This is a genomic window from Aeromonas sp. A600620, assembly GCF_029479985.1.
In the GTDB taxonomy this organism is placed as follows: Bacteria; Pseudomonadota; Gammaproteobacteria; order Enterobacterales; family Aeromonadaceae; genus Aeromonas; species Aeromonas veronii_A.
On the sequence record NZ_JAAKXB010000002.1, the window covers coordinates 389,596 to 405,611 of the forward strand.

Consider the following 16,016-nt stretch of genomic DNA (forward strand, 5'->3'; position numbering starts at 1 on the left):
GTGCGCTGCTGCCCACCGTAAATATGAAACAAACCTCTGATAGAACAATTACCTACACACAATAATAAAGAGCATCACATATGAAAAAACTCGCCGTTTCCCTCATCGCCTTGAGCCTTGGGGCCTCCCTCTCATTACCCGTGTTGGCTGCCGATGAAGGCAAGGTGGTTATCGCCCACCGTGGCGCTTCCGGCTACCTGCCCGAGCATACCCTGGAGTCCAAGGCGCTGGCATATGGCATGGGGGCCGATTATCTGGAGCAGGATCTGGTGATGACCAAGGATGACCAGCTGGTGGTGATGCACGATCACTTCCTCGATGGCATCACCGATGTGGCGGCGCGCTTCCCCGGTCGTGCCCGTCCGGACGGTCGTTACTATGTGGTGGATTTCACTCTGGATGAGGTGCGTTCCCTGCGTATGACCGAGCCATTCCAGCTGGTGGATGGCAAGCAGGTGCCGGTCTATCCGGCCCGCTTCCCGCTCTGGAAGTCAGACTTCAAGATCCACACCTTCCAGGAGGAGATCGAGATGATCCAGGGGCTCAACAAGAGCACCGGCAAGAACATCGGCATCTACCCGGAGATCAAAGCACCCTGGCTGTTCCGTCACGAAGGCAAGGATATCTCCAAGGCGGTGCTGAAGGTGCTCAAGGAGTACGGCTATACCGGGAAGGATGACAAGGTCTATCTGCAGTGCTTCGATGCCGATGAACTCAAGCGCATCAACAGCGAACTGATGCCCGCCATGGGTATGGATCTGAAACTGGTGCAGCTGATGGCCGAGACCGACTGGAACGAGACCATGGTCTACGACGCCAAGGGTAAGGCGACCCCCTACAACTATGACTGGATGTTCAAGCCGGGAGCGATGAAAACCATCGCCAGCTATGCCGAAGGGATTGGCCCGTGGAAACCGATGATCGTCACCGAGCCGGGCACTTTGGGCAAACCGGTCTTCACCGGTATGGTAAAAGAAGCCCATGCGGCGGGCCTGAAAGTTCACCCCTATACCTTCCGTCAGGATGAGGGGCAGATCCCGGCCTATGCCAAGGACTTTACCGATCTGCTCAACATCTTCCTCTATCAAGCCGATGTGGACGGGGTGTTCAGCGACTTCCCTGACAAGGCGGTGGCCGTCATCAAGGCCCATCAAGAGGCGGCCAAATAGCACTCTGGCGCCATTTGGATGCAAAGCGAGGCCAATTGGCCTCGCTTTTTGTTTCAGGTTCCTGTAACGGGAGTGTGCGCCCTGTCAGAAAATAGCCAGATCACGTCATGGTGTGCCGGATCTGCATCATTTTACGCAGTTTTTACGTAGCAGATCGCTGGCATGAAATCGGCAGAGCGGTTAGTCTAGCGGCGTTGAACCAACCCCATGAGGTACAGATGAAAACCGTATTGCGTTTTAGCCTGCTGGGCGCCTTGTTGCTGGGTGGCCATGCCTTCGCCGCCGAGCCGAAAAAATTTGATATCAGCATGTTCCCAGCCGCTGACGTGAATCAGGAACGTGTGGTGATCCGCCTGCCTGAAGTCGAGAAAGAAGCCGACATGATGGTCGAGCTGCAGGTCGGCAAAAAGATGATGGTTGATTGCAACGTACCGCGTTTTGCAGGCAACCTGGAACAGCACAGCGTCAAAGGTTGGGGCTACAACTACCTGAAGCTGGGCAAAGTCTCCGACCCCATCAGCACCCTGATGATGTGCCCGGATAACCAGCAGAAAGAGACCTTCGTCCAGATCTACGGTCAGGGCTTCTTCGTGAACTACAACTCAAAACTGCCGTTCGTGATTTACGTGCCGCAGGAGTATGAAGTGCGCTACCGTCTGTGGCGTGCCGACAACCTGGCCCAACCGGCCATGATTGAGTAAGCATGTTTGAACCAAAGGTTCAGCTGGTTCATCTGATGTGATAAATAAAGCGCCGTATGGCGCTTTATTTTTGCCTGCACAGTCCAAAAAGTGACGTGCAAATTGGCTGCACGTTTACATAAGTTTATTATTTATCAACGTTTTTTGTGTGTTATGCCACAAAATCGGCGTCAGCGATGGGGCAAAGTGACTTCGATAAAAGATATTTATTAACATAGTGAGAAAATTGATTTTGCACTCGGCGATGGCCTGATGATACTTGCCCGCAAAGGTCAAACTAACCAGAAAAAAGAGCACTATGAGCTTCGAATCAGACAAGCGTTTCAACGACTTCAAACATTTTCCCCGTGGCCTGCGTCGCAGTGGTGAATTCACTGTGGCCGAAGCGGACAGTCTGGAAAAGTATGGTACCGCCATGCTGGCACTCTACCAGGGCAACCTTGCACCCCGTGACGATGTCGAGTCCGCCTTCGTCGAGCAGGTCAAATCCGGCACAGCCGGTGCCAACCCCCATGCCAAGGTGTGGTTCAAGTACCTCAAGGTGATCGGTCCCAAGCGTGTTCATCGCCTCTGCACCGTTGTTGGTGGTGCCAGCGAAGAGAGCAGCGGTGGCGGCAGCTTTGATGTCGGTGGTGGCAGCGGCGGTGGCAGTGACGAGTCCATCGATTAATGGATACCGAGCTGCTTCGGACCTTTATCGAGGTGAGCAAGACCCGGCATTTTGGCCGGGCTGCTGAAAATCTCTACCTGACCCAGTCGGCGGTGAGTTTCCGGATCCGCCAGCTAGAGCAGCAACTGGGTGTCAGTCTGTTTGCCCGTCATCGCAACAACATCCGCCTGACCGCCTCCGGTGAGCGTCTGCTGCCCTACGCAGACGCCATCTTGCACACCCTTGGCCGTGCCAAGCAGGATGTGGCGCTTTCACCGGGATTCAGCCAGCAGTTGGCCATCGGCGCGCCCGCGGTGTTTTGGGAGCTCGATTTCAACGAGTGGCTCAACCACATCTATGCGCTGGCGCCCGGTTTGGCGGTACGGCTGGAAACGGCTTCCCGCGAGCACCTCTGCCGTCAGTTGCTTGAGCGCTCCCTCGATCTGGCCCTGCTCTCCGAGCCCACCAAGATCGACGAGATCGCCCTGCATCCCATCGGTGAGCTGGTATTCGAGCTGGTGAGCCGGGATCCGGCCGCCAATGCCGACAACCTGATGCAGATGCCGCATATCCATCTCGACTGGGGCACCAGCTTCGAGCCGCAACCCAGCCGTTTGCAGAGCCTGCAAAAGACCCCGGTGCTGCACTCCAGCTCCGCCAGCATGGCGTTGCAGTTCGTGCTGGCCAACGGTGGGGCTGCCTACCTGCCACGGCGAATGGTCAGCCCCTTCCTCGAGAAGGGGGCGCTCCATCTGGTGGAGGGGGGCCAGCCGCTGAGCCGTCCGCTCTATCTCGCCTATCTGGAGAAATCCGATCGCCGGGAGCTGATCGATCAGCTGCTGACCCTGCCACTGGGTTGGCACGATGCCGAACTGCGCCTCAACGTCGATTAAGCGTCGAGTGTTATCCAAGGAAGAGCCCACCCCACGGTGGGCTCTTCTGTTTGGGGAAAATTGCAGGGAGCGAGGTCACGTAATTGGCGCGGGAGGCTTGGCGTCATCGGCCTGTAACGGTACCTTTTCAGGCTGTTTATCCGATTGAGCACTGACAGGGATGGATTGTAATTGATCGACTTTAGTCACCCCGAATGGCGGGCGCTGGCGCAGCAGTTGCTGAGCCACTCACCTGTGGTGATCCGTGGCCGCCAGTGGCAACCGCTGGTGGGCCTGCTCAAGGATAACCAGCTGCTGCTCGCCCATGGCAGCCACAGCTATGAGCTCACCCCGGCCGGGCGGCGCTATCTCACCCGCGAGCTGATGCTGGCCGAGATCGCCACCGCGCCCCCCGAGCCAGAGGAGTGGTTGCATGCTCAGGGCTGGCAATTGGGGGAGCAGGTCAACGAACGGGTGCTGGCGGCGCTCTATCGCAAGAGCGAAGTGAACTTCACCCCCAACGAGCAGATCTATTTCGAGGACAAGGGGATCCGGCTCTGCGCCGATCAGCTGTTGCGCTTGCGCGCAGCCCAGCCGTTCAGCCTCTTTTTCAGCGGTGGTACCCTGATCGACGCAGCCCCCTGGTTGCAGGCGCTGGGGGAGGTGGCCCTGCCCGAGCGCACTTTGGCGGGTCTTGGCAAGATCCTGTGGGGGGAGGGGAGCATCGAGCGGGTGATCACCACAGACAGCGTCGGCGCCTTTGCCGAGATGCCTCTTGAACCCGGCACCTTGCTGGTGTGGGCCCCTCCATCGGCTCCTCTGGCCTTGCAGCAGGTGGTGGCCGCCTTGCCCCCCAATGTGCTGTGGAGTCATCTCACCGCCCTCGACCCTGCCGGGGTTGATCGGCTGCAGGCGCTGGCCCAGCGCTTGGGTCGTCCGGCCAGCTGGTGGCTGCCCCGTGATCTGGCCCCCATCCTCAGTGCGTATGCCCAACCTTTGACTGAGGCCCGGCCCTGGGAACCGAGCCGGATCCCCAAGCCATTGTTAGCAGTTTGTAGCGGTTTGGTTGAGTCAAATGGTGGCTTGTCTGCCGAGGTGTGCGCACTGGCGCCAGCGTGGCATGCCGTTGGTTGAAATTGGCCTGAAAGCGAGCCAAAAAGCGGTTTTCCCTCATTGAACGCGGTGATATAAAGAGTTGACGAAGCGCTCGCCAGATGAGCGCTTTTGTTTATCAAGCCGCTTTGCCACCCAACGAACTCAACGGAATACAGGGAATACCATGTTTGAAAAGGTTGTTGCCGCCCCAGCGGATCCGATCCTGGGCCTGACCGAAGCCTTCCGTGCTGACTCTCGCAGCCACAAGATCAATCTGGGCGTAGGGATCTACAAGGACGAGTCCGGTGCCACCCCCATTCTTCACTGCGTCAAGAAAGCCGAGCAGAAGCTGCTGACCGACGAGAAGACCAAGAACTACCTCGGTATTGAAGGCAATATCGAATATGGCCGCATCGTGCAGCAACTGCTGTTCGGGCAGCACTCTGCGCTGGTTGCCAGCGGCCGCGCCAAGACCGCGCAAGCGCCGGGCGGTACCGGTGCCCTGCGTATCGCGGCCGAATTCGTGGTGCGCAACGGTCTGGCCAAAACCATCTGGATCTCCGATCCCACCTGGGCCAACCACGTAAGCGTATTCCAGGCCGCGGGCCTGACCGTCAAGTGGTACAAGTACTACGACGCCGCCACCAAGGGACTCGACTTTGCCGCCATGCAGGCCTCGCTGGCCGAAGTGCAGCCGGGTGAGCTGGTGCTGCTGCACGGCTGCTGCCACAACCCGACCGGTATCGACCCCACTAGCGATCAGTGGCGCGCACTGGCCAAGCAGAGTGCTGCCGCCGGCTGGTTGCCGCTGTTTGACTTCGCCTATCAGGGTTTTGCCCGTGGTATTGAAGAGGATGCCGAAGGCCTGCGCATCTTCGCCGAGTGCCATGAAGAGCTGCTGGTGGCGAGCTCCTTCTCCAAGAACTTCGGCCTCTATAACGAGCGTGTCGGCGCCTTCACGCTGGTCAGCGCGACCAAGGAAATCGCCGATGTGGCCTTCACTCAGGTCAAGACAGTGATCCGTGCCAACTACTCCAACCCGCCGTCACACGGTGCCGCAGTGGTTACCGCCGTGGTGAGCGATCCGGCTCTCTATGCCGAGTGGGTCGAAGAAGTGGCCGCCATGCGGGTGCGTATTCGCGAGATGCGCGAACTGCTGGTAGAGAAGCTGGCTGCCCTCGGCGTGAGCCAGGATTTCAGCTTTATCCGCGAGCAGAACGGCATGTTCTCCTTCTCCGGTCTCTCCAAGGATCAGGTTGAACGCCTCAAGAGCGAATTTGCCATCTATATCGTCGGCTCCGGCCGGATCAGTGTGGCCGGTATTACCCGCGCCAATATCGATCCCCTCTGCGAGGCCATTGCCAAGGTGCTGTAATCCCATCGCCTGATGCTCTGGCGCTATGCAGCACTATGCCATAAAAAAGCCCGTCACCTTGGTGACGGGCTTTTTTGATCGCCAACGGCTGATCGCCAAACAAGGGTAAGGGCAGCTCAGTGGTGGCGGGCACCTTGCCACAACTTGCGCAGTTGCAGCAGCAGCGCGGTCAGGGCGCCGCCGCTCAGGGCGGTGAGTACCGCCAGCAGCAGGCTGCCGAGCAGGAAGGGGGGCACCAGGGTGGCCGCCTCCTGCTCCAGCCAGTGGAGGGTCCAGCTGAGGTGGAAGGGCTCCGGTGTCTGGTGCAGTACCAGACAACCGGTGCGATAGGCGTATAGATACATGAACGGCAAAGTCAGCGGATTGTTGAACCAGACCGCCAGCAGCGCCAGTGGCAGGTTGAGGCTGAATGCCAGCGCCAGACCGACTGCGATGAGCGAGTGCATCGGGATGGGGAACCAGCAGGCGAAGATCCCGGCCGCCACCGCGCCGCTCAGGGCGCGGGTGCCCCCTTGCCAGAGGGCGGGGGCAAGCAGTCGCTCACCAAACAGGGCAAACCACTTCTGCTGGCGCAGGGTATCGGGATCTAGCTTGAAGCGGGCAAACCAGCGACTCAGCATGGGCGTGCCATCTTGCGTTTTTGCCACTGGCGCACCGTGCTGATCCGCCAGAAGGTGCGGATCAGGGTGTAACCGATAAGAGAACTGAGCAGGGCAAGGATCAGCGAGCCCAGCAACAGCGGCGGTGCCACTGTGCCCAGCACCGAGACCAGCCACTCCCAGGTGAACTCAATCTCTATCTGCTGCGCTGAATGTCCCAGCAGCTGGCAACCCACCAGATAGGCGCCATAGAGCAGGGGCGGCATGGTAAAGGGGTTGGAGAGCCAGACCAGCGCCACCGAGAGCGGCAGATTAACCCGGCACAGGATAGCGCCTCCGGCAGCCAGCAGCATCTGGCAGGGGAGCGGCACCCAGGCCATGAAGAGGCCCACCGCAAAGGCCCCGGCGGCCGAGCGGCGGTTGAGGTGCCAGAGGTTGGCATCGAGCAGCAGTTTGCCGAACAGCCGCAGGTGCTTGTGTTCTTTCAGGGTTTGCTGATCGGGCATCCAGCGTTTAATGAGTCGTTTGGGCATATTGAAACCTTGCTAAATACTTGCTCCATGGATCTGCGTCTGTTGTCGTTTGCCCTGGGGGCAAGCTCCTCACTGTTCTGGCCATGGTTACCTTCACTCGCATGGGGGGGCCTGTTGCTGTCCCTGCTGATCCCCCTTGCATATTGCCGTGCCTGGCGGTGGCTGTTTCTCCTGCTCGGCATCCTCTGGATGCAGGCCAATCTTGCCTATCGGCTGGCCTGGCTGGAGCGGTTGGGCGATCAGACGAGCCACATGATAACCGCACAGCTGCAAAGTGCAGAGCCCGAGGGGGATAAATTTGTCCGGCTGCTGCTGCGGGTGAGCACCCTCGACGAGCAACCGGTGACACCTGAGCCCCTGATCCGGGTCAATGCCTATCAGGCATTGCCAGCCATGACGGTAGGTAGCCGAATCATCCTGGTGACCTCGTTGAAACCGGCTCACGGTCTGGCCAACGAGGCGGGGCTGGATGGGCGGCGTCTGCTGCTGGGCAAAGGGATCACCGCCACCGGCAATTTGCGCCGGGTGATCGACATTCAACAGGCACCTGCGGGTTGGCGCGAACGCTGGTTGGGGGCCGCGACCGAGAGTTGGCGTCCGCTTGACTATGCCCCCTTGCTGGCGGCGCTCACTTTTGGCGAGCAGAGCGGTATCACGGATGCCCAGTGGGAGCTGTTTCGCGGCAGCGGCCTGACCCATATCATCGCCATCTCAGGGCAACACATCGCGCTGGTTGCGGTGCTCGGGTGGTGGCTGGGCAGGCTGTTTGGTCTGCGCGGCGCCATCATCACCTCCCTGCTGTTTGCCGCCGTCTACAGCGCGTTGGCCGGGTTTGCGGTGGCCACCGAGCGGGCCCTGATCATGGTGCTGGTGTGGAGCGTGTTGCGCTGGAGTCGGCGAGAGTGGCCGGCCTGGCGCATCTGGCTGTGGGCCTTTGTGGTATTGACCCTCTGGGATCCCTTCGCACTCTATTCGGCCGGCTTCTGGCTTTCGTTTCTGGCGGTGGCCATCTTGCTGCTGGTGGGATATCTCCACGACAAGCCGGGGCTCTGGCAGATCCAGCTCTGGCTGCTACTCGGTCTGCTGCCGCTGCAGTTGGCGTTGTTCGAGGGGATCGCGCCCCTTGCCATAGTGATCAACCTGCTGGCTGTGCCGCTCTTTTGTATCGCCATCATCCCGCTGGCCCTGATCGGTGTGCTGCTGGCGCCGCTCTCCACCTCGCTTGCCTATGTCCTGTTCTGGCTGGCGGATCTGGGGCTCGGGTGGGTGCTGACCATCCTGAATTGGCTTTCCGATCAACTGCAACTGTGGTGGCCACTGCCCGGCTGGTGGCTGCCGCTCTGCACCCTGTTGTTGCTGCTCTGGTTCGCCGCGCAGTGGCGCCCGGCAAGCTGGCTCTGGCTACCGGGTCTGTGTGCGCTGTTGCTGGCGCTTTGGCCAACGCCTGTCCGCTGGCAACTGCGGGTGCTGGATGTGGGGCAGGGGCTGGCAGTGCTGATCAGCAAGGGGGAGCGTGCCATCCTCTATGACACTGGTGATCGCTATCCCGGAGGCTACAACATGGCGGACGCGGTGATCCTGCCCCAGCTGAGCCATCTGGGGATCCGGGTCATCGATCGCCTCATCATCAGTCACAAGGATCGGGACCATGCCGGCAATCGCAAGCGACTGCTCAGCGCCATGCCGGTGCGTCACGAGCTCTCCTCTTACCCCTTCAGTGAGGGAACAACGCTCTGCCAGCGTGGGCAACAGTGGCGCTGGCAGGGGCTCTCGTTTGCAGTGCTCTGGCCCGAGCGCCCCGGTGGCGGGCGCAATAACGATGGCTGCGTGGTGCGTATCAGCGATGGGCAGCGCAGCGTGCTGCTGAGCGCCGATATCGAGCGGCAGGCCGAGCTGCGACTGGTGGCGCTGGAGGGAGAGGGGATGGCCAGCACCTTGCTGGTGAGCCCCCATCATGGCAGTCGCACCTCCTCCACGCCCCCGTTTGTCGCGGCGGTAGCGGCGCAGGAGGTGATCCACAGCGCCGGTTTTATGAATCAGTGGGGCTTTCCCCGTCCCGATGTAGTGGCCCGCTATCGGGATGCCCGCCAGTGGATCACCGGTCAGCAAGGGGCGATGCTGGTCGAACCCACCGCAGAGGGCTTGAGCGTCACCGCCGAGCGAGATGTGGGGCCCTGGTACCGACATAGTGGCGACTGGTGGAGACCGCGAGTGTGGTTTGAGCAATAATCGGCCATTTCTGCCGTGTAGGAATGCGATATAGGTGGCGGCGCTTGGTGTAAGCCTGCGCTTTGGCTAGAATAGCCCGTCATTTCCATTACTAACGGCTATTCATGCAACAAGAAACCTCACAAGAGAGCTGGCCAGTATTCAAACGCCTGCTCGGTTATGTCCGTGATCGCAAGCTGGGCCTGGTCGGTGGCATCATCGGGATGCTGGGCTACGCCGCCGTGGATACCACCTTTGTCTACTCCATCAAGCCGCTGATCGATCAGGGCATCAATGGCAACGACAGCACCGTTTTGAAATGGATGCCTTTCTTCGTCCTCGGCATCGTGGCCCTGCGCGGTGTCGCCAACTTTCTCTCCAACTACTGCATGGCCTGGGTTGGCAACCACGTCGTGATGCGTCTGCAACAGCAGGTGTTCAATCACATGGTGGCGATGCCGATGAGCTTCTTCGACCGTCAGAACACCGGTCATCTGCTCTCCAAGGTGACCTATGACGCCAGTCAGGTCTCCTCGGCGGCGAGCACCACGCTGGTGACCCTGGTGCGGGAAGGGGCGACCGTGGTCGGCCTGCTCGGCCTGATGTTCTGGCACTCCTGGCAGCTGTCGGTGATCTTTTTGGTGGTTGGCCCGCTGGTGGGGGTCATCATCGGCCTTATCAGCCGCCGTTTCCGCCAGATCAGCCGTCACATCCAGCAGGCGGTAGGGGATATCACCACCTCCACCGAGCAGATGCTCAAAGGGCACAAAGAGGTGCTGATGTTTGGTGGCCAGAAGGTGGAAGAGAAACGCTTCTTCCAGGTCAGCAACAACATGCGCCAGCAAACCATGAAGATGGTCGCTGCCGATGCCATCGGCAGCCCGGTGGTGCAGATGGTGGCCTCCATCGCGCTGGCTGCCTTCCTGTATGTAGCTACCATCGACAGTGTGCGCAGCGAGCTGACTGCCGGTACGTTTACCGTCATGATCACCTCCATGATGATGCTGCTCAAGCCGCTGAAAAGCCTGACCGACGTCAACAACCAGTTCCAGCGCGCCATCACTGCCTGCCACAGCCTGTTTGGCCTGCTCGACAGCGAGCCGGAGCAGGATACCGGCACCCGTACTCTGGAGCGTGCCCGCGGCGAGATCGAGTTTCGCAACGTCACCTTCACCTACCCGACCAAGGATACCCCGGCGCTGCACAACGTCAGCTTCAAGGTGGAGGCGGGTAAATCGGTGGCGCTGGTGGGCCGTTCCGGCTCTGGCAAGAGTACCATTGCCAGCCTGTTGACCCGCTTCTACGACATCGATCAGGGCGAGATCCTGCTGGACGGCATCAACATCCGCGAATACAAGTTGAGCGAGCTGCGCAAGCAGTACGCGCTGGTCTCCCAGCATGTCCACCTGTTCAACGACTCGGTTGCCAACAACATCGCCTACGCCGCAGAAGACAAATACAGCCGCGACCAGATCGTGCAGGCCGCCCGTATCGCTCATGCCGACGAGTTCGTCAGCAAGATGAGCAACGGGTATGACACTGTGGTTGGCGAGAACGGTGCATCCCTCTCCGGTGGTCAGCGCCAGCGTGTTGCCATTGCACGGGCTTTGCTGCGCGATGCGCCGGTTCTGCTGCTGGATGAGGCCACCTCGGCCCTCGATACCGAGTCCGAGCGCCACATTCAGGCGGCTATCGACGAGCTTTGCAAGGCGCGTACCTCGCTGGTGATTGCCCACCGTCTCTCCACCATCGAGAAGGCGGACGAGATCCTGGTGATCGACGAAGGCCATATCGTCGAGCGCGGTAACCACGAAGCACTGATGGAGCAGCGCGGCACCTATGCCCAGCTGCGCGCCATTCAGTTTGGCAACGCGGGAAGCAAAGCCTGATGCTGGAACGGCTCTGGTATCGCAAAAGTGGCTGGCGCTGGTTGCTGGCCCCCTTTGCCCTGCTGTTTGCCATCATCAGCGGCACCCGCCGCTACGCCTATCGTCATGGCTGGCGCAAGGGGTATCGCTCCTCCTTGCCGGTCATTGTGGTGGGCAATATTTCGGTGGGGGGCAACGGCAAGACGCCGGTGGTGGTCTGGCTGGTGGAGCAGTTGCAAGCCCGCGGCTATCGCCCCGGGGTGGTGAGCCGTGGTTATGGTGGCAAGGCGCCCCATTACCCCTATCGGCTGGATGAGACCAGCACCACGGCGCAGGCCGGAGATGAGCCGGTGCTGATTGCCCGGCGCTGCGGCTGCCCCGTGGTGGTTGCCCCGAAACGGGCCGACGCGGTACGACTGCTGGAGCAGAGCGGTGAGGTGGATATCATCATCACCGACGACGGCCTGCAGCACTATGCGCTGGCCCGCGACATCGAGCTGGTGGTGGTGGACGGCGCGCGCCGTTTCGGCAACGCCTGCTTGCTGCCGATGGGGCCGCTGCGCGAGCCGATCACTCGTCTCAAACGGGTGGATGCCATCATCTGCAACGGCGGCGAGCCGGGCAAGGGGGAGTACCCCATGCAACTGGTCGCCGACACCCCGCGCCGGGTGCGCGACGATGCCCCGCTTGCTGCCCCCTTGTCGGGGCCGGTCGATGCGCTGGCGGGGATTGGCCATCCGCCCCGCTTCTTTGCCACCCTGGAAGGGCTCGGCTATCAGCTGGATCAGCAGGCCGCCTACGGCGATCATCACCCCTTCGATCGGGATGAGCTGGTGGGCCGCTTTGCCAGCAAGCCGCTGCTGATGACCGAGAAGGATGCGGTCAAGTGTCGTCCGTTTGCCCTCGATAACTGGTGGTATCTGCCGGTCAGTGCCGAGTTGCCCGCCTCCCTGCTCGATGCCCTGCTGCACAAGCTGGGGACAAAGGGGAAGGGCGCGGCCAGGGCGCAAGATTAATCTCTCTTGCCTCGGTGAGGGAGCAGGGGCTTGATACGCCCCGTACGGAATATCTGGTTGCTCGACATCCATCGCTGGCGTGATAAAGCCGCCAGCGCGACATCGTTGAAGGAGTATCGTTTTGGCTTTGGACATCAAGTTGCTCGACATCATCGCCTGCCCGGTCTGCAAGGGTAAGCTGCACTACAACAAAGCAGTTCATGAGCTGGTCTGCCGCTTTGACAAGCTGGCCTATCCGCTGGAGGAGGGGATCCCGGTGCTGCTTGAGAACCGTGCCCGTCCGCTCAACAGCGATGAGCTGCCGTCATGAGTTTCGTCGTCGTCATTCCGGCCCGCTATGCGTCAACCCGTCTGCCGGGCAAGCCGCTGGCGGATATCCATGGCAAGCCCATGGTGCAGCACGTGGTGGAAAAAGCGCTGCAATCCGGTGCCGATCGGGTGATCGTTGCCACCGATGACGAGCGGGTACAGCAGGCACTGCAGAGCACCGGCGTCGAGGTGTGCATGACCTCACCGGATCACCAGTCCGGCACCGAGCGTCTGGCCGAGGTGTGCCGTCACTACGGCTTTGCCGCCGATACCATCATCGTCAATGTGCAGGGGGATGAGCCGCTCATTCCGCCCGCCATCATTCGTCAGGTGGCGGATAATCTGGCCGCCGCCACGGCGCCGATGGCGACCCTGTCGGTGCCGATCAAGGATGCCGAAGAGGCGTTCAATCCGAACGCAGTGAAAGTGGTGACTGACAAGGATGGCTACGCCCTCTACTTCAGTCGCGCCTGCATTCCCTGGGATCGGGATCGCTTTGCCAAGAGCCATGAGCAGATTGGCGACCACTACCAGCGTCATATCGGTATCTACGCCTATCGCGCCGGATTTATCCAGCGTTATGTAGACTGGGCACCGAGCGTGCTGGAGCAGGTCGAGGCACTGGAGCAGCTGCGGGTGCTCTGGTATGGGGAGAAGATCCACGTCGCCCAGGCCCTTGAAGCGCCGCCGGTCGGGGTGGATACTCAGGCCGATCTGGAGAAGGTGCGCGCCTTCTTGGCCCAGTAATGACCACAACACTCAAGTAATGAAAAACGGTGTCGCAAGGCACCGTTTTTTGTTTTGAAAATTTATATAATTATTTGATTTTAAACGCTAAACATGGGTTTTCTCAAACTTTTGGCGTGCATGGTTTGCCAAAGCGACGAGTTTGGTTATGATGCAAGACGCCCTGTTAACCCTAACCGGGCGGCTAAAACGAGATAAAACGGGGTGTTTGGGTGATAAATGTATTCCTGGTCGATGATCATGAACTGGTGCGTACAGGGATAAGACGCATTCTTGAAGATGTGCGCGGGATCAAGGTGGTGGGCGAAGCACAGAGCGGCGAGACAGCAGTCACTTTCTGTCGCCAACACCATCCGGACGTGATCCTGATGGACATGAACATGCCGGGTATTGGTGGTCTGGAAGCGACCCGCAAAATTCTGCGGATCCGCCCCGATGTGCGCATCATAGTGCTGACCATTCATTCAGAAAATCCGTTCCCCACCAAGGTGATGCAGGCGGGCGCCGCCGGTTACCTGACCAAGGGGGCAGCTCCTGACGAGATGATCCAGGCGATCCGGTTGGTGCACTCCGGTCAGCGCTACATCTCCCCGGAGATTGCCCAGCAGATGGCCCTCAGCCAGTTTGCCTCCGCTGACGAGAATCCCTTCAAGTCCCTCTCCGAGCGCGAGCTGCAGATCATGATGATGATCACCAAGGGGCAGAAGGTGACCGATATCTCCGAGCAGCTCAACCTGAGCCCGAAGACGGTCAACAGCTACCGCTATCGTTTGTTCAGCAAGCTGGGGATTAACGGTGACGTGGAACTGACCCATCTGGCCATTCGCTATGGCATGCTGGATGCCGATACCCTCTAATCGGGTGGCGTGTGGTCACAAAGGCGGCGAGTGCCGCCTTTTTGCTTTTCTGCCCTTTTGCTTTTCAGGCGGCGAGGGCAGTATGCTCTGCCCGTCAATTTTTGCCTTTGTGTGAGCCGAGTAGCTGATGACCCTCTCTCCCGAACCTCTCTTCGATAGCAAGGCGTTTCTGAGCGCCGTCACCCATCAAAGTGGCGTCTACCGCATGTATGACAGCGGTGGCACCGTGATCTACGTGGGCAAGGCCAAGGATCTGAAAAAGCGGCTCGCCTCCTACTTTCGCACCAACGTCGACAGCATCAAGACTCGCACCCTGGTGCGCCAGATCGCCGATATCCAGGTCACCGTTACCCACACCGAGACCGAGGCGCTGATCCTCGAGCACAACCTCATCAAGCAGTACCAACCCCGTTACAACGTGCTGCTGCGGGACGACAAATCCTACCCCTGGATCATCATCACCGCGCACCAGCATCCACGCATCGGCGTGCATCGCGGTGCCCGCAAGGTGAAGGGGGAGTACTTCGGCCCATACCCCTCTGGCGGCGCGGTGCGTGAGAGTTTGCATCTGATGCAGAAAATTTTCCCGGTGCGTCAGTGCGAAGATGCGGTCTATGCCAACCGCACCCGTCCCTGCCTGCTCTATCAGCTCAAGCGTTGCGCTGGCCCTTGCGTACCCGGGTTGGTGAGCGAGGCCGAATATGCCCAGCAGGTGGAGCTGGCCAAGCTGTTTCTGGCGGGCAAGAACCAGCAGGTGATTGGAGAGCTGGTTGGCAAGATGGAGTCCGCCAGCGGCGATCTGCGTTTTGAAGAGGCGGCCCGCTACCGGGATCAGATCCTGGCGCTGCGCCGGGTCACCGAGCAGCAGTCGGTGAGCGGCAACGTACTGGACGAGCTGGATGTGGTGGGGGTCGCCTTCCAGCAAGGTGCGGCCTGCATTCACGTACTCTTTATCCGTCAGGGCAAGGTGCTCGGCTCGCGCAGCTACTTCCCGAAAGTGCCTGCTGATACCCAGCTTGACGAGGTGGTGCAATCCTTCCTGCTGCAGTTCTATCTGTCGGGGCAGGGGGGGCGGCAGATCCCGAGCGAGGTGCTGCTCGATGTGGCCCTTGAGGACGAGAGCGTCATCGCCGAGACTCTGAGCCAGACCGCAGGCTACAAGGTGCGGGTGGTGAGCCGTACCCGCGCCGAGCGGGCCCGCTTTATCAAGCTCGCTTCCATCAACGCCGAGACGGCGCTGCGCTCGCGGCTGGCTCACAAGAGCACCATCACCGCCCGCTACGACCAGCTGGAAGAGCTGCTGGAGCTGGAGCGCCCCATCGCCCGCATGGAGTGTTTCGATATCTCCCACACCATGGGGGAGCGCACCGTGGCCTCTTGCGTGGTGTTCAACCGGGAGGGGCCGCTCTCATCGGAATATCGTCGTTTCAACATCGACGGCATCACCGGTGGTGATGACTACGCGGCGATGGAGCAGGCGCTGGAGCGCCGCTTTGGCAAGCAGCAGGAGCCGGACAAGGTGCCGGACGTGCTGTTTATCGACGGCGGCCTCGGCCAGTTGCGCCGCGCCGAAGAGATCCTGGCCCGTCAGCTGGAGTTTCTCGGCGGCAAATATCCGCTGCTGGTGGGGATTGCCAAGGGGGTCACCCGCAAGGCAGGGTTGGAAACACTCATCATGGGGGAGAGCCACGAAGAGCTGCATTTGCCGGCAGATATGCCCGCTTTGCACCTTATTCAGCATATTCGCGATGAATCTCACCGTTTTGCCATTACCGGCCACCGGGCCAGACGGGCCAAGGCCCGCACCAGCAGCAGTCTGGAGGATATTCCGGGGGTGGGGCCAAAGCGGCGGCAGGCGCTGCTCAAATATCTGGGCGGCCTGCAGGAGGTCAAAAAGGCGAGCGTGGATGAACTGGCCAAGGTTCCCGGCATCAGTCAGGAGCTGGCCCAGACCATCCACGATGGCTTGCACAGCGCCTGAGCAGGGTTAGCGGCATGGCAAAATCGCTAACTCCTTG

General features: G+C 60.4%; 15 protein-coding genes. 13 read left to right on the forward strand and 2 right to left on the reverse strand.

Translation table 11 applies throughout. The features are described from left to right. The first annotated feature begins 80 nt into the window (after positions 1-80). The 6 genes from glpQ (at position 81) to G5533_RS04440 (ending at position 5,861) form a co-directional block, all read left to right on the forward strand. Positions 81-1,169 carry a glycerophosphodiester phosphodiesterase gene (glpQ, locus tag G5533_RS04415; RefSeq protein WP_005337531.1) on the forward strand — a complete coding sequence of 363 codons (1,089 nt, stop codon included), beginning with the start codon at positions 81-83 and terminating at the stop codon, positions 1,167-1,169. 218 nt (positions 1,170-1,387) lie between these two features. Next, entirely contained in the window at positions 1,388-1,870 is a 483-nt protein-coding gene (eco, locus tag G5533_RS04420; protein WP_005337529.1) for a serine protease inhibitor ecotin, read from the forward strand. 298 nt (positions 1,871-2,168) lie between these two features. Further along, on the forward strand, positions 2,169-2,540 hold the full coding sequence (gene maoP / locus G5533_RS04425) for a DUF413 domain-containing protein (protein ID WP_421206445.1): 372 nt from the start codon (positions 2,169-2,171) through the stop codon (positions 2,538-2,540). Then, complete coding sequence (gene hdfR / locus G5533_RS04430) at positions 2,540-3,412, forward strand: HTH-type transcriptional regulator HdfR (RefSeq protein WP_421206443.1); 873 nt, start codon at positions 2,540-2,542, stop codon at positions 3,410-3,412. Before maoP ends, hdfR begins: the two co-directional genes overlap by 1 nt. A gap of 171 nt (positions 3,413-3,583) precedes the next feature. Beyond that, a complete protein-coding gene (locus G5533_RS04435) occupies positions 3,584-4,525 on the forward strand; it encodes a hypothetical protein (protein WP_421254888.1) in 942 nt (313 codons plus the stop codon). 145 nt (positions 4,526-4,670) lie between these two features. Beyond that, entirely contained in the window at positions 4,671-5,861 is a 1,191-nt protein-coding gene (locus G5533_RS04440) for an amino acid aminotransferase (RefSeq protein WP_441254547.1), read from the forward strand. Positions 5,862-5,977: 116 nt separating this feature from the next. Here G5533_RS04440 and G5533_RS04445 read toward each other — a convergent pair whose 3' ends face one another. Further along, the gene (locus G5533_RS04445; RefSeq protein ID WP_042081972.1) at positions 5,978-6,481 is read right to left on the reverse strand and encodes a DUF2062 domain-containing protein; all 504 of its coding nucleotides are present in this window, start codon (positions 6,479-6,481) and stop codon (positions 5,978-5,980) included. Continuing rightward, positions 6,475-6,993 carry a DUF2062 domain-containing protein gene (locus G5533_RS04450; RefSeq protein ID WP_005350890.1) on the reverse strand — a complete coding sequence of 173 codons (519 nt, stop codon included), beginning with the start codon at positions 6,991-6,993 and terminating at the stop codon, positions 6,475-6,477. The genes G5533_RS04445 and G5533_RS04450 overlap by 7 nt, the downstream gene beginning before the upstream one ends. A gap of 27 nt (positions 6,994-7,020) precedes the next feature. Here G5533_RS04450 and G5533_RS04455 point away from each other — a divergent pair, with 27 nt between their 5' ends. The 7 genes from G5533_RS04455 to uvrC all read left to right on the forward strand — a co-directional run bounded on the left by G5533_RS04455 (position 7,021) and on the right by uvrC (position 15,979). After that, complete coding sequence (locus tag G5533_RS04455) at positions 7,021-9,222, forward strand: DNA internalization-related competence protein ComEC/Rec2 (RefSeq protein ID WP_441254548.1); 2,202 nt, start codon at positions 7,021-7,023, stop codon at positions 9,220-9,222. Between the two features lie 104 nt (positions 9,223-9,326). Then, positions 9,327-11,090: a lipid A ABC transporter ATP-binding protein/permease MsbA gene (msbA, locus tag G5533_RS04460; RefSeq protein WP_157160501.1), complete on the forward strand. Its 1,764-nt coding sequence runs from the start codon at positions 9,327-9,329 to the stop codon at positions 11,088-11,090. Continuing rightward, on the forward strand, positions 11,090-12,085 hold the full coding sequence (gene lpxK, locus G5533_RS04465) for a tetraacyldisaccharide 4'-kinase (RefSeq protein WP_421254885.1): 996 nt from the start codon (positions 11,090-11,092) through the stop codon (positions 12,083-12,085). The genes msbA and lpxK overlap by 1 nt, the downstream gene beginning before the upstream one ends. A 121-nt stretch (positions 12,086-12,206) precedes the next feature. Then, positions 12,207-12,395 carry a Trm112 family protein gene (locus G5533_RS04470; RefSeq protein WP_005347033.1) on the forward strand — a complete coding sequence of 63 codons (189 nt, stop codon included), beginning with the start codon at positions 12,207-12,209 and terminating at the stop codon, positions 12,393-12,395. Next, the gene (gene kdsB / locus G5533_RS04475) at positions 12,392-13,141 is read left to right on the forward strand and encodes a 3-deoxy-manno-octulosonate cytidylyltransferase (RefSeq protein ID WP_421254884.1); all 750 of its coding nucleotides are present in this window, start codon (positions 12,392-12,394) and stop codon (positions 13,139-13,141) included. Before G5533_RS04470 ends, kdsB begins: the two co-directional genes overlap by 4 nt. Positions 13,142-13,353: 212 nt before the next feature. Then, positions 13,354-13,998, forward strand: a complete 645-nt coding sequence (gene uvrY / locus G5533_RS04480) for a UvrY/SirA/GacA family response regulator transcription factor (RefSeq protein WP_005337448.1) — start codon at positions 13,354-13,356, stop codon at positions 13,996-13,998. 127 nt (positions 13,999-14,125) lie between these two features. Continuing rightward, positions 14,126-15,979: an excinuclease ABC subunit UvrC gene (gene uvrC / locus G5533_RS04485; protein ID WP_005359709.1), complete on the forward strand. Its 1,854-nt coding sequence runs from the start codon at positions 14,126-14,128 to the stop codon at positions 15,977-15,979. The last annotated feature ends 37 nt before the right edge of the window (positions 15,980-16,016 follow it).

Bases quoted from the DNA above. Each gene is read 5' to 3' on its own strand.
- glpQ (WP_005337531.1), top strand. From the start codon at position 81: ATGAAAAAACTCGCCGTTTCCCTCATCGCCTTGAGCCTTGGGGCCTCC.
- eco (WP_005337529.1), top strand. From the start codon at position 1,388: ATGAAAACCGTATTGCGTTTTAGCCTGCTGGGCGCCTTGTTGCTGGGT.
- maoP (WP_421206445.1), top strand. From the start codon at position 2,169: ATGAGCTTCGAATCAGACAAGCGTTTCAACGACTTCAAACATTTTCCC.
- hdfR (WP_421206443.1), top strand. From the start codon at position 2,540: ATGGATACCGAGCTGCTTCGGACCTTTATCGAGGTGAGCAAGACCCGG.
- G5533_RS04440 (WP_441254547.1), top strand. From the start codon at position 4,671: ATGTTTGAAAAGGTTGTTGCCGCCCCAGCGGATCCGATCCTGGGCCTG.
- G5533_RS04445 (WP_042081972.1), bottom strand. From the start codon at position 6,481: ATGCTGAGTCGCTGGTTTGCCCGCTTCAAGCTAGATCCCGATACCCTG.
- G5533_RS04450 (WP_005350890.1), bottom strand. From the start codon at position 6,993: ATGCCCAAACGACTCATTAAACGCTGGATGCCCGATCAGCAAACCCTG.
- G5533_RS04455 (WP_441254548.1), top strand. From the start codon at position 7,021: ATGGATCTGCGTCTGTTGTCGTTTGCCCTGGGGGCAAGCTCCTCACTG.
- msbA (WP_157160501.1), top strand. From the start codon at position 9,327: ATGCAACAAGAAACCTCACAAGAGAGCTGGCCAGTATTCAAACGCCTG.
- lpxK (WP_421254885.1), top strand. From the start codon at position 11,090: ATGCTGGAACGGCTCTGGTATCGCAAAAGTGGCTGGCGCTGGTTGCTG.
- kdsB (WP_421254884.1), top strand. From the start codon at position 12,392: ATGAGTTTCGTCGTCGTCATTCCGGCCCGCTATGCGTCAACCCGTCTG.
- uvrC (WP_005359709.1), top strand. From the start codon at position 14,126: ATGACCCTCTCTCCCGAACCTCTCTTCGATAGCAAGGCGTTTCTGAGC.